Raw genomic sequence first — 20,536 nt, forward strand, 5'->3', positions numbered from 1 at the left:
CGGGCGGATGTACGAGGTGGAACAGCTCATCGGCGCGCAGTGGAAGCCGGCCGGCGACAACGGCCGGTTCGAGGTGGTGGACCCGGCCGACGGCAGCCCGGTCAGCTCCGCGCCGACCGCCGTCGGCGCCGACCTGGACGCCGCGGTGAAGGCGGCGCGGGGCGCCGCGCCCGGCTGGGCGGCGAGCACCCCCGCCGTACGCGCCGCCGCGCTGCACCTGGCGGCCGACGCGATCGAGAACGCGGCCGACCGGATCGCCGACGCGCAGACCGCCGAGATGGGCAAGCCCCTCGCCGGTGCCCGGGCCGGCATCCAGGCGGGCGTCGCCACCCTGCGGCAGTACGCCGAACTCGGGCCGTTGCACGGCGGCCGGACGCTGGCCGGGGCGGCGGAGGCGATCGACCTGGTGACGTACCAGCCGAGGGGTGTCGTCGCGGTGATCACGCCGTGGAACGACCCGGTAGCGGTCTCCTGCGGGCTGCTCGGCGCGGCCCTGGTCACCGGCAACACGGTGGTCCACAAGCCGAGCGAGCGCACCCCGGCGACCGGCTGGCTCCTCGTCAAGCTGCTGGCCGAGCACCTGCCGCCCGGCGTGCTCTCGCTGGTCACCGGCGACGGCGCGGTCGGTGCCGCGCTGGCCGGCCGGCAGGTCGACCTCGTCGCGCACGTCGGCTCGACCGCCGCCGGGCGGTCGATCGCCGCCAGTTGCGCCGGCACCGGCGCCAAGGCGCTGCTGGAGAACGGTGGCAGCGACCCGCTGATCGTCGACGCCGACGTGGACCCGCGCTGGGCCGCCGACCAGGCCGCGATCGGCGCGTTCGCCAACTCGGGGCAGCTCTGCGTCGCCGTCGAGCGCATCTACGTGCACCGTACGGTCGCCGACCGCTTCCTGGCCGCGCTGGTGGGCCGTTGCCGCGAGATGCGGGTCGGCCCGGGCCGCGACCCGCGCTCCGAACTCGGGCCGCTGGTCGACCGCCGGCACCGCGAGCACGTGCACGCCCAGGTGACCGCCGCGGTCGCCGACGGCGCCGACGTGCTGTGCGGTGGGACCGTGCCCGACGGGCCGGGCGCCTTCTACCCGCTGACGGTCCTCGCCGGCTGCGCCGACGACATGGCGGTGATGCGGGAGGAGACGTTCGGCCCGATCGCACCGGTGCTGGTCGTCGACTCGTACGACGAGGCGCTGTCGCGGGCCGGGCGGTCGCCGTACGGGCTGGCCGCCACCGTGCTGACCGGCTCGATGGCGAACGCGCAGCGGGCCTGGCGGGAACTGCCGGTCGGCACCGTCAAGGTCAACGCCGTCTTCGGCGGGGCACCGGGCGGCGCCGCGCACCCGCGCCGCGCCAGCGGGGAGGGATTCGGCTACGGCCCGGAACTGCTCGACGAGATGACGGTCGCCAAGGCCGTGCACATCGAACCACCCGGCGGCCCGGCGGTGCGCTGGTGACGTACCCGACGGAGCCGGCGGCCGGGCGGACGCCCGGCCGCCGGGCCGGTCAGGATCTTTTCTTCTTCTCGCGGGCCTGCCGGGTGCTGCGGTCGTTGGCCTTCTGCAACGCCTTGACCAGTTCCGGCTTCGTCATGCTGGACCGGCCCCGGACGTCGGCCCGGGCGGCCAGGTCCATGAGGTGTTCCTTGGACGCGTTGGCGTCCACCCCGCCGGCGGTCGGCGTCCGCCGTTGCGGGCCACCACCGGCCGCCTGCTCGTCGCTCGGACCCTTGCCCGACTTGGGCTCCCAGTGGTCGCCGACCTTCTCGAACGAGTGCTTCAGCGCGGCGAACGCGACCCGGTGCGACCGCTCACCCTCGCCGTACGTCTCGACGGCCGAGTCGTGCGTCTTCGACCAGGTGCGCTGGGCCTTGTCCGGCGAACGCTGGAGCGTGCTCGGCAGCTCGTCACGCGCGGGCATGTCGGACCTCCTCGCCTAGGAAATGCTCGACTGGCTGCGTTCCCCGCCCCCGGGCGACCAAACCATGACGGGTTTGTCCAGGTCCGCCCGGGGGTACGGCCACCGCAACCAGCGGCGGGGGGTCGCCGCTGCCGAAGCAGCAGGGAGTTGGGCGATGGCCACGACGACGCACCCGCCGGCCCGACCGCGCGACCGGCAGCGCAAACTGCCCCGCCAGCTGCGCCAGTTGCACTGGTCGACGTGGAAGGGTGTGCTGGTCCGCAGCGCCAAGGAGTTCGGCAAGGACAACTGCACCGACTGGGCGGCCAGCCTGACGTACTACTCGGTCCTGGCGATCTTCCCGTCGCTGGTCGTGGTGGTGGCCCTGGTCGGCCTCGTCGCCCGGGGCGGCGACGCGGTCGACACCATCCTCGGCGTCGCCGAGGACCTCGGCGCCGGCTCGGTGGTGGCCAGCGGCGGCGTACGCGACGCCATCGACAGCGTCGTCAACCAGCAGAGTTCCGCCGGGGTGCTGCTGAGCTTCGGTCTGCTCGGTGCCCTCTGGTCGGCGTCGGGGTACGTCGGCGGCTTCACCCGGGCGGCGAACGCGATCTACGGCGTGAAAGAGGGCCGGCCCTTCTACAAGCTGCGCCCGCTGCAGCTCGGCGTCACCTTCGTCACCCTGGTGCTGCTGGCCGCGAGCGTCGTCATGCTCATCGTCAGCGGGCCGGTCGTCGACGCCGTCGGTGACGCGCTCAACCTCGGCGCCGCCGCCCGGACCGCGTGGGCGATCGTCAAGTGGCCGGCCCTGGTGCTGATCGCGATGCTGCTCCTGGCGTTGCTCGGCTGGGTGGCGCCCAACGTACGGCAGCCCCGGTTCCGCTGGCTCACCCCCGGCGGCCTGGTGACGCTGCTGGCGGCGGCGGTGGTCTCGTTCGGCTTCGGGCTCTACGTCGCCAACTTCGCGTCGTACGACGCCACGTACGGCAGCCTCGGCGCGGTCATCGCCTTCCTGATCTGGATCTACCTGATCAACATGGCGGTGCTGTTCGGGGTCGAGGTCAACGCGGAGATCCAGCGGGGCCGGGCGATCCAGGGCGGGGTCGAGGACGCCGAGAAGGACCCGGTGCTGCCCGAACGCGCCCCGGCCGACGACCGGTCGGAGACGTCCCCTTCACGCGGCTCCTGATCGGCGGAAATCGTTTAGCGCGGACGGGGCCGGGTAGCGACTAGGTCATGGAACGTGGCAACAGCAAACACGGACCACGACTGGACGACCAGATGAACCGGGAGGTCGCCGGCACCGTCGCCGGGAAGGCCGGCGCCCGCGCCGAACCGTGGCGCGAGGCCGAGCCGTCCGGTGAGGACCAGCCGGAGGTCAGCCGGGTTCCCGGCGGCGAGAACCAGACCGGCGTCCCGCAGGGCATGACGCCCGCCGAGGTCGAGCAGCGCAGCCGGCTGGGCCGCTACATCAGCCTGTCGGCGCTGCCCGGCGACCGGGAGACGCTGCGGCACAGCGCGCGGGACAACGAGGCGCCCGACGACGTGCTCGCCGAGCTGGACCGGCTGCCGTCGGACACCGAGTTCCGCACGGTGTCCGAGGTCTGGGCCGCGTTGGGTCACGCGAACGAGTCGACGCGCTGGTAGCCGCGGTCCCGCACCCGACGGTCGTTCCTTCCGGCCCCGGCCGGTCCACGTCCACGCCCGTCCAGTCCAGTCCCGTCCCGTCCCGTCTAGGACTGTCGAGGACTGTCGATCAAGGAGGAAGTCACATGGGTTCGGTCACCAAGTCCGTTGACGTCGCGGTACCGGTTCGTACCGCGTACGACCAGTGGACCCAGTTCGAGGAGTTCCCCCACTTCATGGAAGGGGTGAAGGAGGTCCGCCAACTCAGCGACACCAAGACGCACTGGAAGACCGAGATCGCCGGCGTGAAACGCGAGTTCGACGCGGAGATCACCGAACAGTTGCCGGACGAGCGCGTGGCCTGGAAGTCGACCGGCGGCATGAAGCAGGCGGGGGTCATCACCTTCCACCGGCTCGACGCCACCCACACCAGGGTCACCGCGCAGATGGACCTCGAGCCGCACGGCATGGCCGAACAGGCCGCCGACAAGCTCGGCATGATCGACATGCGGGTCAAGGGTGACCTGGACCGCTTCAAGAAGTTCATCGAGGGCCGCGGCGGCGTGGAGACCGGCGCCTGGCGCGGCGAGGTGCACCGGTCCGAGCCGTAGCGGGGCGGGATCAGCGGCGGCCGCCGGCGGGTTCGACCCGCCGGCGGCCGCCGCGTCGCCGTTACGTTCTTCCCCCAGGGCGCGACCAGAGCTTCGGTGCCCGGCGCCGGGTGCGACCAGGGTTTCGGCGCCCGGCCCCCGGGTACGACCGGTGAATGACCGACGAGACCTGGCGTGACGAGCAGCGACTGCCGCTGAAGGACCTCACCGAGGCGATGGCGACCTGGGACACCGACGGCCAACTCGACGACGTCACCGGCAACGACGCGGGTGCCGAGGCGGCCTTCGGCCACGGCGCGGAGGCCGAGGAGCTGGAGAGCACCCCGGCCGGCCGCGAGAAGCTGACCGACAACCAACGCGCCGACCGCCCGTCCACCACCGGCCGCTCCGGCCCGCACTGACCCGTCCGCTGCGCGTCGATCAAGGAGAAAACATGCCCGGGCCGCGGCTTTTGTCGCGCGACTAGTCCTTGATCAGCGCTGCCAGGTGGGGACGGCGGCGAGGGCGGCGGCTGGCTGCGGAGTAGAGGGCAAGCAGGGCCGCCGAGAGCACGACCAGGGCCGGGCCGAGCAGTTCCACGTCGACCCGGCCCAGCAGCACGCCCACGCCGGCCGGAATCGCCGCCCCGCCCAACCCCGCCGCACCGATCTGCAACCCGATCGTGCGGTCGGCGTGCCCGGCCCCGACCCGCTCGGCGGTGGTCAGGGTGAGCAGCGGGAACACCGGCGCGGCGCCGAACCCGATGATCGCCAGCCCGGCGACGGCGACCCAGCCGGAGGCGGGCAGGGCCACCAGCACCGCGCCGGCCACCATCGCGACCAGGCTGCCGGTGAGCACGGTCGACGTACCGAGGCGCTCGGCGACCACTCCCTGCACCACCCGGCCGACGAAGAGGCTGGCCCAGTAGCCGGACACGCAGACACCGGCCACCGTCGCGCTCAGGCCGCGCCCCTCGGTCAGCAGCAGGTACGCCCACAGCCCCGCCGTCACCTCGACGGCGACGTACACCGCGAACGCCAGCACGCCGAACCACACCGCCGGCAGGGCCAGCGTCTCCCGTACGGGCACCCGCGCGGGCCGGGTGGAGGGCTCCTCGCCCGGGCCGGTGGCCGGCTGCCGGCGGCTCCAGGCCCGCACCGTCAGCACGAAGGCCACTGCCAGTACGGCCTGCGCCGCCGCCACGACGCCGTACCCCCATCGCCAGGAGGATCCGGTGGCCAGCACGGTCGTCATGATCAGCGGGCCGAGGGCGACGCCGAGGCCGAAGAACGCGTGCATCCAGTTCATGTGCCGTGGACCGAACGCCCCCGCGGCGTAGGCGTTGAGGCCGGAATCGATCGCACCGCCGCCGAACCCGAGCAGCAGTGCGCAGCCGATCAGCAGGGCGTACGCCGGGGACGCCGCGTAGCCGACGAGGGCGAGGCAGGTCAGGCCGGTGCTGCCGGCCAGCAGCCAGCCGACGCCGAGCCGGCTGATGGTGAAGCCGGCGGCGACGCTCGAGGTCAGGTAGCCGGCGGTACTGGCGGTGAGCAGCAGGCCGACGGCCTCGGTGGGTACGGCGAAGCCCGCGCTGATCGACGGCCAGCCGACGCCGAGCAGGCCGTCGGGCAGGCCGAGGCTGACGAACGCGAAGTATGCGAGCAGGAGCAGGGACAGCCGGGGTGTGGTTGGGGCGGACACAGCCCCCGATCTTGCCGCAGGGAAAACGCTCTCGCACACCGCCCCGCCGAGCCGTCCCCACCCCTCGTTCCCCCTATGACGCCGGGGTCGCGCGCTGACGTACGCCGATACGGATAGGGGTTGGCCGGCCCGTACGCATGCCCGACAGTGATGGCATGACAGAGCTACTGCCCTTCCTGGGCCTGGGTCTCCTCATCCTGGTGGTCGCCCTCGTGGGGCGCTACATGTCGGTCTCCCGGGCCGGCCGCGGCTCGCCCGCCCCCGCCCGCCGGTCCCGCCGAGGCGGTGACGACGGTGGTGTCGGCGACAGCGGCGACAGCGACAGCGGTGGCGGCGGCTGGAGTTGGGGCGGCGACGGTGGTGGTGGTGGCGGCGGTGGGGACGGCGGTGGCGGCGGCGGAAGCTGACAACACGGACCAACTTTCGGCAACTATCAAATCACCGACAGTTGCTGGCAGACCGGACAGACAACCCCGACTTCGACCGAACGGCCGAGGGCAATCCGGTTTCTCCGGGGCAAACTTTTCGGATGCGTCAAGCCCCCGGATTCCTCTCCCCGCGTCAGCGCCGCTGGGCCTGGTTCGGTTTCGTGCTGACCGCGCTTCAGGCCCCCGTCGCCGCCCGCCTGGTCAGCGACGACTCGTGGCTGTTCAGCGTCGTCGTCGCGCTGATGGTCGCCACGGTCATCCTGGCCGACGACGCCATGCGGCGTCGGCCGGCCGACGCCGGTCCCAGCAGCTTCGAATAGCGGGAGTCACCCCGCCGGTCGCGCCTCGTGCCCGGCGAGCCCCTTCGTCCGGCGCCGCTCCTTCATCTCCGCCTCGAAGAGATGGCGCCGTCCACCCGCCAGGTCGTCGCGGGCCCACGCCTCCAGGTCACGAAACGTCGCATGGTAGCCGTCGTCGTAGTCCTCGACGATCTGGAAGGTCCATCGTCCGGCGATCACGTTGCGGCCGATCAGCTCCCGTTCGATCCGGTCGGCGACCCCGTGGTGCCCGGCCCGCCGGAAGAGCTCGACGGCCTCGTCGAGCTGCAGGTCGGCGTGCCCGGTGAGCTGGTGCATCGAATAGAGGTGCCCGCGGGCCCGCTCGGTCGTCTCGAGCGCCTCGCTGATCTTGCCCAACGCGGCCACGGTCACGTCGTCCAGGTCGGCCGGGCGCCGGTGCGCCTGGTCGGGGCCGTCGTCAGCCACGATGTCTCCTTCCGGGTACGGGTGTCGGCTGTCCCCACACCACTACCCGGGCGGGGGTTGCGGTACGCGGATACGACCCACAGATTCAGCCGCCCGCCGGCCGGTCCCCACCGACCGACCGAGGTCGACGGACTGGCCGGTTGACTAGCCTCGGTCTCCATGACAGCCCTGTTCAACGGCGCTTCCGCACGCCGCGCGAATCGCTCCGCACGCTCCGTGCTGGCCGATTTGCAGGTAAGTGTCGGTGTCGCCGGCCTCGCCGCCGCCGCCGCGCACCCGAGGCTGCTCGCCAGCGTCGACCAGCACGCGGCGGCCGTACGGGACAGCCTTCTCGGTGACCGCCGGCCGCTGACCCCGGTCGCGCTCGCCGGCTACGCCGAAGGGGTACGCGACGCCGCACTCCAGCACGGCTGGCGCCTGCCGCAGGGCCCGGTCGACTGGTCCGCCGGCCCGGACTGGGTACTGACGAGGCTGCTCGCGGTGTGCGCCCTGGCCCGCGCCGCCGACCGCCCCGCCGACACACCACCGGCCGGCTGAGCCACCCGACCGCCCCACCACGCCCCTCACCCGCAGAGACCGCACCGCATCCGGACGACGCCACGCCGTGCCGACACCGCACTCGGACCGCGCCGCACCGGGCCGGGCCGCCGCGTCGCACCGACGATCAAGGGGCCGCGCCGATCAAGGGGATGTATTCGACAATTCGCCCCGCACAGGCCACGATTACTCCTTGATCAGCCCCAGCCCCAGCTCGGCTGGGTGCAGCCCGGACCGGCCGCACCAGGCGGCCCGGCCGAACCGCACGGTCCGGCCGAACCGCAGGGTCCGGCCGGGCCGCCTTCGTGGCGCGGTTACCGGTCGCTACGGTCCGGCGGCATGATCCGCTGAGTGTCGTCGATGGCCGCCGGCCGTTCGGTGCCCGGCGGGGTGGCGCTACCGGACCGGTACACCGCCTGGGTCCGGGTCGCGTCACCGGACATCGGCTGCTCACCCGTCATCGGCTGACCACCGGCCATCGGCTGCTCACCGGCCATCGGCTGACCACCCGCCATCGGCTGACCACCGGGCCGGCTGCCCGCCATCGGCTGGGCCGGCCCGCCGGACATCGCGGGCGAGCCCGCCCCCTGCGGGATGACCTGGGTACGGTCGGCGTCCGCCGGGGCCGGCGTCCGGTCGGCCATCTGGCGGCGCATGTCCTCCTGACCGGCGGCGTACGCGGCGGCCTTGTCCCGGATCACCTGCGACTCGGCGGCGGCCCGGTCGAGCCAGCCCTCCCAGCGCTGCTGCATCGGCTTCACCAGTCCGCCGCCGACGCCGACGATGAGGATGCCGGCGACGGTGGCGAGCACCGCCACCAGGACCGGGGTGGTGACCGTGGTCGCGATGCCGATCTGGTTCAGCGCGGCGATCACGCCGAGCGCGACGATGAACGCCGAGGCCAGGTTGGCCAGCAGGCGGCCGTACGACAGTCCGCCGAGGGCGCCGGCGATCAGGTCGCGGACGGCGCTGGCGATGGCGGCGGCGACCACCACGATGACGATCGCGACGAAGGCACGGGGCAGCCAGGCGACCACGCCGGCGATCAGGTCGCTGATCGGGTTGGGTCCCCAGACCCCGAACGCCAGTTGCAGGGTCAGCAGCAGTACGGCGTAGTAGGCGAGCCGGGCGAGGATGTCGCTGGCGTCGTACCTGGTGCGCTCCAGCGCCCGGCCGATGCCGCCGCGCTCCACCGCGCGGTCGAAGCCGACGCGTTCGAGCACCCGGTCGACGATCTTGAGAACGAAGCGCGCGATGATCCAACCGATCACCAGGATCGCGACGAAGGCGATGGCCTTCGGGATGAATAGCAGCACCGATCGCCACATGTCAGTCAGCGCGGCCCCGATGTCGACCTGCCGCGCGGCCATCGTCTCGGACATCTGGTCCCCTCCTGTCGCATGGCCTTCCGGCGTTCCCATACCCTGCCGATCATCGCGCCAATCACGATCAGTTACTGGCATTTCCGACAAAACGGATTCGGGTGTCAACGGCCGAACAGTCGGCGCAGACAGGTCCGGACCCACGATCGGGTGAATCCGCCTCGACCCGCTCTCTGAGCTGCGGCGTCTCCACCGATCGGGCCGGACTCGATTCCGCCGGATAGGCTGCTCCCATGCCAGCCACGGCAGGGCGCACACCCGCGGTTCCCGTATCCGTGCCCGCCGCCCGTACGGCCGGCGGGCCGCACGCGGACGCCCGGCCGGCCCGCCCCTGGTCGCAGACCGGGCTCGGCGACCCGTCCGGTTGGGATCCCGCGCTACGCGCCATCGTCGACCTGGTGCTCGGGTCGCCGGTCGCGATGGCACTGATGTACGGCGACGACCTGACCCTGGTCTACAACGACGCCTACGCGGCGGTGCTCGGGGTCAAGCATCCCGAGGCGTTCGGCCGGCCGGCCCCCGAGGTGCACGCCGACGTCTGGGCGATGCCGGGCGTCGGTGACGTCTTCGAGCGGGTGCGTCGCACCGGTGAACCGTTCCTGGAGACCGAGGCGGCGCTGCCGGTGATCCGGGCCGCGGCCGGCACCCTGGAGCACGCGGTCTTCACCCGCGGCCTGTCGGCGGTCCGCGACAGCCACGGCCGGATCGTCGGTGTGCTCACCGTCGCCGCCGAGACGACCCAGGTGACCCGGCGGTTGCAGGACCTCGGCGAACTCGCGTCGGCGCTGTCGGCGACCCTCACCCTCGACGACGTCGCCCGGGTGGTGCTGCGTTACGCCGTGTCGTCGCTCGACGTCGACCAGGCGTCCTTCGGCGTCGACGACGGCGGCGGGTGGCGGACCACCCGCCGGGTACGCGGCGAGGTCATCGACGAGGCCGACGAGCGGCTCCCCCCGCTGTGGCGGCGGCTGTCCGGCGACTCGGCGGCGCCGCTGATCGTCGCCGCCTCCGACGGCACCGCGACGTTCCGCAGCGACGGCCAGCCGCTGCGGCGCACCGCCCTGGACCGGCACGACCAGAAGGTACGCGCGCTGGCCGCACTGCCGCTGCGCAGCGCGTCGCTGCGGGGTGCGCTCACCTTCGGGCTGGAGGCCGCCCATCCGTGGCCGCCGGCCGAGCGGGCCCTGCTCGCCGCGACCGCCGAACTGGTCGCCCAGGCGGCCGAACGGGCCCGGCGGTTCGAGACCCAGCACGGCACCGCGCAACTCCTCCAGCGCAGCATGCTGCCCGAGCACCTGCCCGACATCCCCCGGTTCCGGATCGCCGCCCGCTACGAGGCCGGTGTCGACGGCAACGCCGCCGGTGGCGACTTCTACGACGCGTTCCCGCTGGCCGGCGGGAAGCTGGCGATCGTCCTCGGTGACGTCGCCGGGCACGACGTGCGGGCCGCCGCGCTGATGGGCCAGGTACGCGCCGCGTTGCGGGCGCTCGCGCTGACCGACCCGGACCCGGCGTCGGTCCTGCTCGGCCTGGACCGGCTGGTCGCCAACCTGGCCGCCGAGATGCGCAGCGACGAGATCTTCGTGACCGTCACCTACGGGGTCGCCGACCCCGAGGTGGGCCGGCTGACGCTGGCCAGCGCGGGGCATCCCGCTCCCCTGCTGCGCCGGTCGGGCAGCGGGCGGGAGCCGGCGCCGGCCGCCGGATACCTCGACGTACCGCCGGGGCCGCCGCTCGGCCTGGGCGGGCGACGGACCGCCGTCGCCGTCGACTTCGCCCCCGGTGACACGGTGCTGCTGTTCAGCGACGGTGTCGTCGAGCGCCGCGACCGCGGTCTCGCCGAGGGGTTCGACACCCTCGCCGCCGCCGTGTCGGCGGCCGGTGGCTCCGACCCGCGCAGCCTGTGCGCGGTCGCCGCCGGTGCGGTGCCCGGCCCGACCGAGGACGACGTCGCGGTTCTGGCCGTCGAGCACGCCAGCAAGCCGAGCCGGTCGGCCGGTATCCGGGTGCCGGCCGAGCCGACCGCGCCGGGCCGGGTACGGCACTGGATGACCGCCCAGCTCACCGAGTGGGCGGTGCCGGAGCCGGTCGTCGCGGCGGCGGTGCTGTGCACCAGCGAGCTGACCACCAACGCGCTCCTGCACGCCGGCACCTCGGCCCGGGTGGAGATCGACCTGAGCCCGGAACGGCTGCTGGTGTCGGTCGCCGACCGGGGCACGCGGGGCACGGTGACCAGGACACAGACCGATCGGCTGAGCAGCCGGGGCCGCGGGTTGTCGCTGATCGAGCAACTGAGCGATGCCTGGGGCACCGATCCGACCGTACGGGGGTCCACCGTATGGTTCGAGATCCTCATCCCCGGCGGTCCGGCAGGAGTCACCCCCGCCGCCGACGGGTAGGGGGACCGGATGGACGCGAACGGCCCGGCCGGAGTGCTCTTCGACCTCGACGGCACCCTGGTCGACACCACCTACCTGCACACGGTCGCATGGTGGGAGGCGCTGGGCCGGGCCGGATTCGACGCGCCGATGGCGCGGGTGCACCGCGGCGTCGGGATGGGTTCGGACCGGCTGCTCGACCACGTCCTGGGGCCGGAGCGCGACCGGGGTGCCGACGACCGGATCCGGGCCGGTCACCGGGAGATCTTCGCCCGGCACCGGAACCGGCTGTGTCCGCTGCCGGGCGCCGCCGACCTGCTGCGGGCCTGCGCCGACCGCGGGCTGCGGGTGGTCCTGGCCTCGTCGGTGTCCGGCGACGACCTGACCGCGCTGCGGTCCGCTCTCGCCGCCGACGACGCCGTGGCGGCGGCGACCTGCGCCGACGACGCGCCGGAGAGCCGGCCCAGCCCGGACATCCTGGTCGCCGCCCTGCACAAGGCGGGCCTGGCGGCCCGCCGCGTGGTGTTCGTCGGTGACTCGGTCTGGGACGTGGCCGCGGCCCGGCATCTCGACATCCCCTGCGTGGCGCTGACCTGCGGCGGCACCTGCCGGGCGGAGCTGGCCGGGGCCGGTGCGGTCGCGGTCTACGACGATCCGGCCGCCCTGCTCACGGCTCTCGACGAGTCTCCGATCGCGGCTCTCACCTGACGACCGCCGCCCGCGCCGCCGCCGGCCCGGGTCAGCGGTCCATGAGCAGGCGGACCGTCGTCGAGTCGTCGGTCGTGTGCACGTGGACCAGGTCGCACAGCAGGTTGACCAGGAGCAGGCCGCGGCCGCGCTCGGTGGTGTGCGGGGGCGGGATGCGGCCGGCGAGCCGGTCGGTCAGCACGCTCGACCCGGTGATCTCGCACAGCAGCCCGTCCGGCTCGGTCCACACCCGCAGGACGGCCGGTCCCGGCGCGTTCGCGACGGCGTTGGTGGCCAGTTCGTTGACCGCGATCCGCAGGTCGGTCACCCGGCCGGGACGCAGCCCGGCCTCGGTGGCCAGCGCGACGACGAGACCGCGTACGCCGGACAGGCCGGCCGCCTCGAAGACCAGCACGGTCGCCGGCGTGCCGGGCTCGGGCAACGGGCGGTTGAACGCGTCGACGATCCGTTCCGGGTGGGCGTAGCCGAGGCTGGCCCGGCGGTCGCCGCCGCGGGTGAGCACCGGGTGGGTGCTGGCGGCGTCGGCCAGCACGTCGAGGTCGAGCCGCGCGGCGTCGTACGGGCACAGGATCCGCACCGGCTGGTCGGCGAACGCGAGGTTGACCAGGGCCTCGTGCTGCACGCACCGCGGATAGTCGGCCGCGGCCCGGCCGGGCCAGATCGGCTCGCCGACGACGCGGACCGGGCGGCCCGGGTGCGAGGCGGTGAAGGCGTGCAGCACGCCGGGGATGATCCGGGCCGGGTTGCGGCCGGCCTCGACCATGTCCACCAGGCGTACGCCCTCGACGCCGTCGAACCGGCGCAGCAGGTGCAGCCCGGGCGCGGGTACGGCGATCAGCACGGGCTCGCCGGCCGCGAGTCCGGCCTCGACGAAGGGCACGGTGTGTTCGAGGTAGTCGTCGTCACCGGTGTAGAACAGCGCCTCGTGCCACTGCGACCCGCGCGGGGGCGCGACGACCGGGCGATCCGTCATCGGCAGCCGCGGGCCCGTGCGCCGACGGCGCGGCTAATGACCGTGACGCCCCCGTCGGGACCGGTACCAACGGCGCTCCCGTCGGGGCCGGCGCCCACGGCGTCCTCACCGCGGGGATCGGTCGCGACCGGAAATGCCGCGACCGGAAATGCCATCACTGGTTACCCAACCGTCCCTCCCGGCTCATCGGGAGCCTACGCCCTCCGGACCGGCCGGGTCACGCGACGCGGGCGGGCAATCAGGCAGACACGAGGGCTTCACACGAGCGCAACATCCCCGTACGGTGTTGCTTGTCATGGGAGCGCTTCCATGGAGGACGCTCGATACCGTACCCGAGGGGGTCACCGCATGCCCACCCGATCAGCGCTCGCCGCCGGCGCGACCGCCGCCCTGGCGGTGGTCGCGGCCACCGCGGCCGGCATCGGTCTGCTGTCGCCGCAGCCGGCCGAGGCCGCGCAGTCCGTGTTCTACGTCGACCCGCAGACCAACGCCGCCCAGTGGGTCGCGGCCAATCCCGGCGACTCGCGCGCCGGCGTCATCCGTGACCGGATCGCCAACGTGCCGCAGGGTCGCTGGTTCACCCAGTACAACCCCTCCACCGTGCGGGGTCAGGTCGACGCGTTCGTCGGCGCGGCCGCCGCCGTGGGCAAGATCCCGATCATGGTCGTCTACAACATCCCGAACCGCGACTGCTCCAACCACAGCGCCGGTGGCGCTCCCAACCACGCCTCCTACCGCCAGTGGATCGACCAGGTCGCGGCCGGCCTCGGCAACCGGCCCGCCACGATCATCCTGGAACCCGACGTGCTCGCCCTGATGGGCACCTGCATGAACGCCAGCCAGCAGGCCGAGGTGCGGGCCTCGATGGCGTACGCCGGCAAGCGGCTCAAGGCCGGCTCGGCGCAGGCGAAGGTCTACTTCGACGCCGGCCACTCGGCCTGGCACTCCCCCTCGGCGATGGCCGGCATGCTCGTCGGCGCCGACGTGGCCAACAGCGCCGACGGCATCTCCAGCAACGTGTCCAACTACCGGGCGACGAGCGAGGTCGTCAACTACGTCAAGGCGGTGATCGCGGCGACCGGCGCCAACCACCTGACGGCCGTGATCGACACCAGTCGCAACGGCAACGGCCCGCTGGGCTCGGAGTGGTGCGACCCGGCCGGCCGGGCGATCGGCACGCCGAGCACCAACCAGACCGGCGACGCGAAGATCGACGCCTTCCTGTGGATCAAGCTGCCCGGCGAGGCCGACGGCTGCATCGCCGCCGCCGGACAGTTCGTGCCGCAGCGGGCGTACGACCTGGCCGTCGCCGCCGGCCCGCCGCCGACCACGCCGCCGCCCAGCCCGAACCCGACGACGCCGCCGCCCACGACCCCGCCGCCGACCACTCCCCCGCCGACCACCCCGCCGCCGGCCGGTGGCTGCGCGGTGACCTACACCGCCAACGCCTGGACCGGTGGTTTCACCGCCGAGATCCGGGTGACCAACCGGGGCCCGGCGGTCAGCGGGTGGACGCTGACCTTCACCGCCGGGGCCGGCGTACAGCTCAGCAACGGCTGGAACGGGACGTGGAGCCAGTCCGGCAACCAGGTGACGGCGCGCAACGCCGCCTGGAACGGAGCCCTGGCGACCGGGGGCACGACCAGCATCGGCTTCCAGGGCACCCAGAACGGCGCCGGCACGCCGGCACTGACGGGTTTCGCCCTCAACGGGACGCCCTGCGCCTGACCGCCGAACGGCACGCCGCGCGACAGGGATCGCGCGGCGTGCCGCACGTCCCCGCGTCGCGTACCGTGCCCGGTGCGAGGTGGTTGATTCGTCCGCTTCTCAACACCGACCGCCCTAGATCGACGAAGAGGTACGGGTCGGGTGCGGGCTGGTAGGCGGCATCCGTGATACATATGTTCCAGTCCATTGCAGTCGGCGATCAGCACACACCTGATCGTGCAATTTAGGCCCGCGAAGCCTCTCCGCCGCTCGTCCCGCGAAGACGGGCGGCGTCGATAGCGCAGTGGCGACGCTCTCAACGCATCGCGTTTGGAGCAACGCATCCACAGTGCTTTCCGAGAGGTGGTTCGATGCCGTTCAAAGAACCTGTCCAACGCACCCTGCGCGCCCAGTGGCTCGGCCATCAGATGCGCGAGCTGCGCCGCCAGCGGGGGATGACCCTGAAGTCCACCGCCGACTACCTCGGCCGCGACCACTCCGCGCTCGCCCGCTACGAACGCGCCGAATGGCCGTTCAAGCACCACGACGTCGCGGCCCTGCTCGACATATACGGCGTCTTCGACGGCCGCACCCGGGCCCGCCTGCTCCGCCTGTGCCGGGACACCTGGCGCACCAACCAGTGGGACGTCGACTTCACCGACGTGCTCCCCGAGCGCGCCTACGTCAACCACACCTGGCTGACCGGGCACGCCGCCGTGATCTGCGCCTACCACACCCATCTCGTGCCCGACCTGCTCCAGACCCCGGCCTACGCCGAGCGCACGCTGCGGCTGCGGGAGCCGGCCACCCCGGCCGCCGACCGGGCCGCCCGGCTCGACGACCGCATCGCCAGCCAGCGCGCCTTCGAGGCCGGCGGCAACAACCTCTCGGTGGTGCTCGACGACGCCGTGCTCCACCGCGATCTCGGCGACCCCGAGCTGATGCGGGCCCAGCTCGACCATCTCGTCGCCCTCGCCGCCCGGCAACGGATCGAGATCCGGGTCCTGCCCGCGGGTGCCCACGCCACGCCCCGGTTCGACGGCTCGTTCCAGGTCTTCCGGATGCCCGAGCCCTATCCCGAGGTCGCCTACGTGGAGAACCTCGCCGGGCAGATCTACGTCGAGGCGCCGCAGAGCAAGCGGTTCGTCCTCGCCTTCGACCACCTGCGTGACGCCGCCCTCACCGCGGCGGAATCCACACAGCTCATCACCGCGGCCGTGCTCCACCAGCGGGCCTGAGACGCGGCTGCCGGGGCCGGTGCGACAGGCGCGGCCCCGGCAGCCGCGCGGGCGGCCACATGTCCCCGACGGCCGTTCGGCCGGGCACCGACGACCGGTCGGCGCGGTGAGACTGTCGCCACGTTTGGCGCCGCCGCCCGCGCCGGCCACGCGGGCGGAGCCGATCGCGGCGGGGATTCGGCGGTTCGGGCGTGATTCGCCGGGCGCCATCCGGGTAACCCCGTGGCCGGGTCACACCGCCCGCGGCGCCGAGAACGTAGTCCGCACGGGCGGCTCCCCTGAGGTCGACGACGCCCTCACCCCGCAGGACGGCCGGCGGCCGCCCGCACCTGCCGACAGGTGGGCACGGGCGGCACTAAACCGGGATTCCGCCACGTCGACGTCCTCATACCGTCAATGTCACCGGAGCGACGCTGAGGAGCAGCCGCAATGACCACCGACACCATCAACGCCGCCGAAACCGCCCGCCCCGACACCCTCGACACCGAGCGCGGCCTGCTGTTCGCCGTACTCGTGATGGTCCTGCTGGGGGTTGCCGGGATGTTCCTGATCTCCGCCTGACCCGCCGGGCCTCAGGGCCGGTCCTGGCCGCCGGAGTGCGGCACCCGGGCGGCGGGGATGACGCCGAGCTTGCCAGCCTGGTAGTCCTCGAACGCCTGCACCAGCTCGGCCCGGGTGTTCATCACGAACGGGCCATAGTGGGCCACCGGCTCACGGATCGGCTTGCCGCCCATGATGTAGAGGTCCAGCACCGGGGTGTGCGAGTCCTGCGCCCGGTCGGCGGTGAAGGTCAGCACGTCGCCGGGCCCGTACACCGCCAACTGACCGGTGTGCACCGGCCGCCGGTCGGTGCCGACCGTACCCTTGCCGCCCAGCACGTAGACCAGCGCGTTGAAGTCCGGCCGCCACGGCAGGTCGACCCGCGCCCCCGGCTGCACCGTCACGTGCGTGATGGTGATGTCGGTGTGGGTCGTACCGGGTCCCCGGTGGCCGTCGACCTCGCCGGCGATGACCCGCAGCAGCGCGCCACCGTCCGGTGTGGTCAGCAGCGCCGACTCACGGCCCCGGATGTCCTGGTAGCGGGGCGGGTTCATCTTGGCCACCCGGGGCAGGTTGACCCACAACTGCAGGCCGTGGAAGAGCCCGCCGCTGACGACCAGGTGCTCTGGCGGGGCCTCGATGTGCAGCAGTCCCGAGCCGGCGGTCATCCACTGCGTGTCGCCGTCGGTGATGGTGCCACCACCGCCGTTGGAGTCCTGGTGGTCGAAGATCCCGTCGATGATGTACGTGACGGTCTCGAAGCCGCGGTGCGGGTGCCACGGGGTGCCCTTCGGCTCGCCCGGCGCGTAGTCCACCTCGCCCATCTGGTCGAGGTGGATGAAGGGGTCGAGTTCCGGCATGGGTACGCCCGCGAACGCCCGGCGGACCGGGAAGCCCTCGCCCTCGAAACCGCTCGGTGCGGTGACGATCCGGCGGACCGGCCGGAAGGCGGTGGCGGCGTCGTCGAGGCGGGGCAGGCGGGGCAGGACGAGGACGTCGTCCACGGTGATCGCTGGCATGGCTTCCTTCTTTCGGGTGGTGGAGCCGGTGGCGCGGGTGGCGCCCCGGGCTCCGGGTTCGCGGTCCGCTCGGGCGGGTCGCGGTCAGTCGCTGGTGCGGGCCGCGGTCAGCCGGTCGCCGAGCCGGGTGAAGACGCGGGTGAGGCAGGCCATCTCGGCCTCGTCGAGGTCGTCCATCAGGTGCCGGCGCACCGACGCGAGGTGGTGCGGTGCCGCCTCGCGCAGGGCGAGCAGTCCGGTGGCGGTGAGCACCGCCTGGCTGCCGCGCCGGTCCTCGGGACAGCTCTCCCGCACGACCAGGCCGCGCCGCTCCATGGTGGAGACGTGGTACGTCAGCCGGCTCGGCGAGAAGACCAGCCGGCTGGCCAGTTCGCCCATCCGTAACCGCTGCCGGGGCGCCTCGGAGAGCAGCACCAGCACGTGGTAGTCGGGCAGGCTCAGTTCGCTGTCGGCCCGCAGGTCCTCCTCGAGCTGGGTGATCAGGCGCTGGCTCGATTCGATGAAGGCCCGCCAGCAGGCCATCTGCGTGTTGTCCAGACTCTCGACCACGCTCCGAGGATAGCACTCCTTCAAATCTGAACAACCCAACCGACGAAGAGCTTCGTCACATCGTCAGCGGGGAATTCCAAACCTGAACAGAATGTTCGTCGGGCGTTGCGTCTTTGGAGCCCCTCCGCCACGACACCGCGCCGACGGAAGCTGGTCGGGACAAAATGCTGTGGGCGGACAGATTGGCGCCCACAACCCAACCGAGAGGCGAGGTATGCGTTACCGCACCCTGGGCACGACCGGCACGGTCGTGTCCACCTACTGCCTGGGCACCATGACCTTCGGCGCGGAGACCGACGACGACGAGGCGTTCGCGCAGCTCGACCTGTTCGTCGAGCGGGGCGGCACGTTCATCGACACCGCCGACGTCTACTCCGCCGGGATGTCCGAGCAGATCGTCGGGCGGTGGTTCGCCGAGCGCCCCGGAATCCGCGACCGGGTCGTACTGGCCACCAAGGGCCGCTTCCCGATGGGGCCCGGCGCCAACGACGCCGGCCTGTCCCGCACCCACCTCACCCGGGCGCTGGAGGCCAGCCTGCGCCGGCTGGAGGTCGAGACCATCGACCTCTACCAGGCACACGCCTGGGACCCGCTGACCCCGATCGAGGAGACCCTGCGGTTCTTCGACGACGCGGTCCGCGCCGGCAAGATCCGTTACGTCGGCGTCAGCAACTTCACCGGCTGGCAGCTCCAGAAGGCCGCCCTGATCGGTCGCCACCTCAACCTCTCACCGGTGGTGACGTTGCAGCCGCAGTACAACCTGCTCGCCCGCGACGTCGAGTTCGAACTCGTACCGGTCTGCGAACAGGAGGGCATCGGCATCCTGCCCTGGTCACCGCTCGGCGGCGGCTGGCTGACCGGCAAGTACAGCCGGGACAGCCGGCCGGCCGGCGCCACCCGGCTGGGCGAGAACCCGCGACGCGGCATGGAGGCGTACGACCCGCGCAACCGCGACGAACGCACCTGGCGGGTGGTCGACACCGTACGCGACATCGCCGCCGAACGTGGCGTCTCGATGGCCGCCGTCGCGCTGGCCTGGCTGGTCGACCGGCCGGCGGTGACCTCGGTCATCCTCGGCGCGCGTACCCTCGCCCAACTGGAGGACAACCTGACCGCCACCGGGCTGGCCCTGGACGCGAAGGAACGCGAACGGCTCGACGAGGCGAGCGCCCCGGTGGTGGCCGACTACCCGTACGGCGCACCCGGGCGGGAGCAGCGCGACCGGCGGGTGCCGGGCTGATGGACGACCTCGACCTGCTGGACTGGCGCGAGCAGGTGGCCCGGCTGTACCTCGGCGGGCTCGACCTCGCCGGCTTCCGGGCCGCCCGGGACGCGTTGTTCGCCGGCCACCCGCAGTCCCCGATCCCCCTCGACCGGCGGGCCGACTTCACCGGGCTGGACTACTTCCCGCCCAACCCGGACGCGGTCGTCGACGTGCCGCTGCGCCCCGCCTCCGGCACCGAGACCATCGACACCGGCGGCCCGGACGGTGTCGTGCGATACCGGCGGGTCGGCATCGCGGAGACCCCGTGGGGCCCGCTGACCCTGTGGTGGATCGAGGCGTACGGCGGCGGTCTGTTCGTGCCGCTGCGCGACGGCACGAGCGGACGGGAGACGTACGGCGGGGGCCGCTACCTGACCGACACCGTCAAGGGCACGTACGGCCGCGGCCTGGTCGTCCTGCCCGGCAGCCGGGTACGCCTCGACGTCAACTACGCCTACAACCCGAGCTGCGCGTACGACGACCGGTGGGCCTGCCCGCTGGCGCCGCCGGAGAACCGCCTGGCGGCCCCGATCCCGGCCGGCGAGAAGACGTACCGGCCGGTAACCGCATGATCGACGCGGCCGGCCGGGCGCTCCCCGGCCGGCCGCGCCATCCGGGCTCAGCGCACCCGCGCCGGCTGTTGTTGCTGGTTCGCCGGCTGCTGCCCCTGGTTCGCCGGCTGGTTCTCGGCCTGCCAGTTCATCCGGGCCAGCACCTGCCGGCCCTGCTCGGCCTGGTCGGCGTCGACCACGACGGTGTAGCGGCCGGCCCGCAGCGAACTCGCCGAGGTGAAATCGCGGCGGCCGCCGGTCATCGCATGGGCGATGGCACCGAAGATGGCACCCCAGACCGCACCGATGATGACGGCGGTGACGATCACCGCCAACCACGCGGTCGTGGCGAAGATGCCGAACAACAGGCCGATGAACAGACCGAACCAGGCACCCGTGGCCGCACCGGCCAGCGCCGCACGACCGGTGGTCATCCGGCCCAGCACCGTCTCGACCAGCGTCAGGTCGGTGCCGACGATCGCCGTGCCCTGGACCGGGAACTTGTTGTCGGACAGGAAGTCGACGGCCCGCTGCGCCGACGCGTAGTCGGGGTAGGCCGCGAGCATGACCGTGGGACGACCGAGGTCGGTCCCGCCGTGAGCGCCCGGCATGGCCGGTTGCTCGCCGGCCGGACCGGCGGGCAGGTTGTCGCCGCCCGGCCACATGGTGGTGGGCATCGTAGCTCTGCTCAT

The 20,536-nt window shown here is 72.9% G+C and carries 23 protein-coding genes; 15 read left to right on the forward strand and 8 right to left on the reverse strand.

The annotated features are described in order from the left end of the window. Positions 1 to 7: 7 nt before the first annotated feature. Complete coding sequence (locus tag QCD66_RS24990; RefSeq protein ID WP_375735337.1) at positions 8 to 1,447, forward strand: aldehyde dehydrogenase family protein; 1,440 nt, start codon at positions 8 to 10, stop codon at positions 1,445 to 1,447. Positions 1,448 to 1,496: 49 nt separating this feature from the next. Here the strand turns inward: QCD66_RS24990 and QCD66_RS24995 are convergent, their stop codons facing one another. Then, positions 1,497 to 1,910 (reverse strand): ChaB family protein, encoded by a 414-nt coding sequence (locus QCD66_RS24995; protein WP_364207359.1) that lies wholly within the window; start codon positions 1,908 to 1,910, stop codon positions 1,497 to 1,499. A 154-nt stretch (positions 1,911 to 2,064) separates the two neighbouring features. On the opposite strand from QCD66_RS24995, the gene QCD66_RS25000 reads away from it, so the two are divergent. The 4 genes from QCD66_RS25000 to QCD66_RS25015 all read left to right on the forward strand — a co-directional run bounded on the left by QCD66_RS25000 (position 2,065) and on the right by QCD66_RS25015 (position 4,527). Continuing rightward, positions 2,065 to 3,078, forward strand: coding sequence for a YihY/virulence factor BrkB family protein (locus QCD66_RS25000; protein WP_375735336.1), 1,014 nt, complete (start codon positions 2,065 to 2,067; stop codon positions 3,076 to 3,078). A 47-nt stretch (positions 3,079 to 3,125) separates the two neighbouring features. Next, positions 3,126 to 3,536 carry a DUF2795 domain-containing protein gene (locus tag QCD66_RS25005; protein ID WP_375735335.1) on the forward strand — a complete coding sequence of 137 codons (411 nt, stop codon included), beginning with the start codon at positions 3,126 to 3,128 and terminating at the stop codon, positions 3,534 to 3,536. A gap of 125 nt (positions 3,537 to 3,661) precedes the next feature. Then, positions 3,662 to 4,126 carry an SRPBCC family protein gene (locus QCD66_RS25010; RefSeq protein WP_375735334.1) on the forward strand — a complete coding sequence of 155 codons (465 nt, stop codon included), beginning with the start codon at positions 3,662 to 3,664 and terminating at the stop codon, positions 4,124 to 4,126. Between the two features lie 155 nt (positions 4,127 to 4,281). Continuing rightward, a complete protein-coding gene (locus QCD66_RS25015; RefSeq protein ID WP_357537855.1) occupies positions 4,282 to 4,527 on the forward strand; it encodes a hypothetical protein in 246 nt (81 codons plus the stop codon). A gap of 61 nt (positions 4,528 to 4,588) precedes the next feature. Here QCD66_RS25015 and QCD66_RS25020 read toward each other — a convergent pair whose 3' ends face one another. Continuing rightward, positions 4,589 to 5,806, reverse strand: a complete 1,218-nt coding sequence (locus QCD66_RS25020) for a sugar MFS transporter (protein WP_375735333.1) — start codon at positions 5,804 to 5,806, stop codon at positions 4,589 to 4,591. 155 nt (positions 5,807 to 5,961) lie between these two features. On the opposite strand from QCD66_RS25020, the gene QCD66_RS25025 reads away from it, so the two are divergent. Both QCD66_RS25025 and QCD66_RS25030 read left to right on the forward strand, forming a co-directional pair. Continuing rightward, positions 5,962 to 6,213 (forward strand): hypothetical protein, encoded by a 252-nt coding sequence (locus QCD66_RS25025; protein WP_375735332.1) that lies wholly within the window; start codon positions 5,962 to 5,964, stop codon positions 6,211 to 6,213. 122 nt (positions 6,214 to 6,335) lie between these two features. Continuing rightward, entirely contained in the window at positions 6,336 to 6,554 is a 219-nt protein-coding gene (locus QCD66_RS25030) for a hypothetical protein (protein ID WP_357537860.1), read from the forward strand. Positions 6,555 to 6,560: 6 nt separating this feature from the next. Here the strand turns inward: QCD66_RS25030 and QCD66_RS25035 are convergent, their stop codons facing one another. Continuing rightward, the gene (locus QCD66_RS25035) at positions 6,561 to 6,998 is read right to left on the reverse strand and encodes a hypothetical protein (RefSeq protein WP_375735331.1); all 438 of its coding nucleotides are present in this window, start codon (positions 6,996 to 6,998) and stop codon (positions 6,561 to 6,563) included. Between the two features lie 159 nt (positions 6,999 to 7,157). Here QCD66_RS25035 and QCD66_RS25040 point away from each other — a divergent pair, with 159 nt between their 5' ends. After that, complete coding sequence (locus QCD66_RS25040) at positions 7,158 to 7,535, forward strand: DUF6401 family natural product biosynthesis protein (protein ID WP_375735330.1); 378 nt, start codon at positions 7,158 to 7,160, stop codon at positions 7,533 to 7,535. 314 nt (positions 7,536 to 7,849) lie between these two features. Here QCD66_RS25040 and QCD66_RS25045 read toward each other — a convergent pair whose 3' ends face one another. Further along, positions 7,850 to 8,917: a mechanosensitive ion channel family protein gene (locus QCD66_RS25045; RefSeq protein WP_375735329.1), complete on the reverse strand. Its 1,068-nt coding sequence runs from the start codon at positions 8,915 to 8,917 to the stop codon at positions 7,850 to 7,852. A gap of 233 nt (positions 8,918 to 9,150) precedes the next feature. Here QCD66_RS25045 and QCD66_RS25050 point away from each other — a divergent pair, with 233 nt between their 5' ends. Together QCD66_RS25050 and QCD66_RS25055 are read left to right on the forward strand one after the other, a co-directional pair. Continuing rightward, positions 9,151 to 11,316: a SpoIIE family protein phosphatase gene (locus QCD66_RS25050; RefSeq protein ID WP_364207344.1), complete on the forward strand. Its 2,166-nt coding sequence runs from the start codon at positions 9,151 to 9,153 to the stop codon at positions 11,314 to 11,316. Positions 11,317 to 11,325: 9 nt separating this feature from the next. Further along, positions 11,326 to 12,003: an HAD family hydrolase gene (locus QCD66_RS25055; protein WP_364207342.1), complete on the forward strand. Its 678-nt coding sequence runs from the start codon at positions 11,326 to 11,328 to the stop codon at positions 12,001 to 12,003. A gap of 31 nt (positions 12,004 to 12,034) precedes the next feature. Here the strand turns inward: QCD66_RS25055 and QCD66_RS25060 are convergent, their stop codons facing one another. Beyond that, complete coding sequence (locus tag QCD66_RS25060; RefSeq protein ID WP_375735328.1) at positions 12,035 to 12,976, reverse strand: anti-sigma factor RsbA family regulatory protein; 942 nt, start codon at positions 12,974 to 12,976, stop codon at positions 12,035 to 12,037. A 348-nt stretch (positions 12,977 to 13,324) separates the two neighbouring features. Between QCD66_RS25060 and QCD66_RS25065 the strand changes: the two genes are divergently transcribed. The 3 genes from QCD66_RS25065 (at position 13,325) to QCD66_RS25075 (ending at position 16,482) form a co-directional block, all read left to right on the forward strand. Continuing rightward, on the forward strand, positions 13,325 to 14,704 hold the full coding sequence (locus QCD66_RS25065) for a glycoside hydrolase family 6 protein (RefSeq protein ID WP_364207338.1): 1,380 nt from the start codon (positions 13,325 to 13,327) through the stop codon (positions 14,702 to 14,704). Positions 14,705 to 15,054: 350 nt separating this feature from the next. Next, entirely contained in the window at positions 15,055 to 15,921 is an 867-nt protein-coding gene (locus QCD66_RS25070) for a helix-turn-helix domain-containing protein (RefSeq protein WP_375735327.1), read from the forward strand. Positions 15,922 to 16,350: 429 nt separating this feature from the next. Continuing rightward, positions 16,351 to 16,482, forward strand: coding sequence for a hypothetical protein (locus QCD66_RS25075; protein ID WP_357537875.1), 132 nt, complete (start codon positions 16,351 to 16,353; stop codon positions 16,480 to 16,482). 11 nt (positions 16,483 to 16,493) lie between these two features. Here the strand turns inward: QCD66_RS25075 and QCD66_RS25080 are convergent, their stop codons facing one another. Next, complete coding sequence (locus QCD66_RS25080; RefSeq protein WP_364207334.1) at positions 16,494 to 17,480, reverse strand: pirin family protein; 987 nt, start codon at positions 17,478 to 17,480, stop codon at positions 16,494 to 16,496. Positions 17,481 to 17,564: 84 nt separating this feature from the next. Then, a complete protein-coding gene (locus QCD66_RS25085) occupies positions 17,565 to 18,002 on the reverse strand; it encodes a MarR family winged helix-turn-helix transcriptional regulator (RefSeq protein ID WP_375735342.1) in 438 nt (145 codons plus the stop codon). 241 nt (positions 18,003 to 18,243) lie between these two features. On the opposite strand from QCD66_RS25085, the gene QCD66_RS25090 reads away from it, so the two are divergent. Then, complete coding sequence (locus tag QCD66_RS25090) at positions 18,244 to 19,269, forward strand: aldo/keto reductase (RefSeq protein ID WP_375735326.1); 1,026 nt, start codon at positions 18,244 to 18,246, stop codon at positions 19,267 to 19,269. Then, a complete protein-coding gene (locus QCD66_RS25095) occupies positions 19,269 to 19,865 on the forward strand; it encodes a DUF1684 domain-containing protein (RefSeq protein WP_364207328.1) in 597 nt (198 codons plus the stop codon). Before QCD66_RS25090 ends, QCD66_RS25095 begins: the two co-directional genes overlap by 1 nt. 47 nt (positions 19,866 to 19,912) lie before the next feature. On the opposite strand, the gene QCD66_RS25100 is transcribed toward QCD66_RS25095, so the two are convergent. Beyond that, on the reverse strand, positions 19,913 to 20,536 hold the full coding sequence (locus QCD66_RS25100) for a general stress protein (RefSeq protein WP_375735325.1): 624 nt from the start codon (positions 20,534 to 20,536) through the stop codon (positions 19,913 to 19,915).

Origin of the sequence: Polymorphospora sp. A560 (assembly GCF_045781765.1) — a bacterium.
Classification (GTDB): Bacteria; Actinomycetota; Actinomycetes; order Mycobacteriales; family Micromonosporaceae; genus Polymorphospora; species Polymorphospora lycopeni.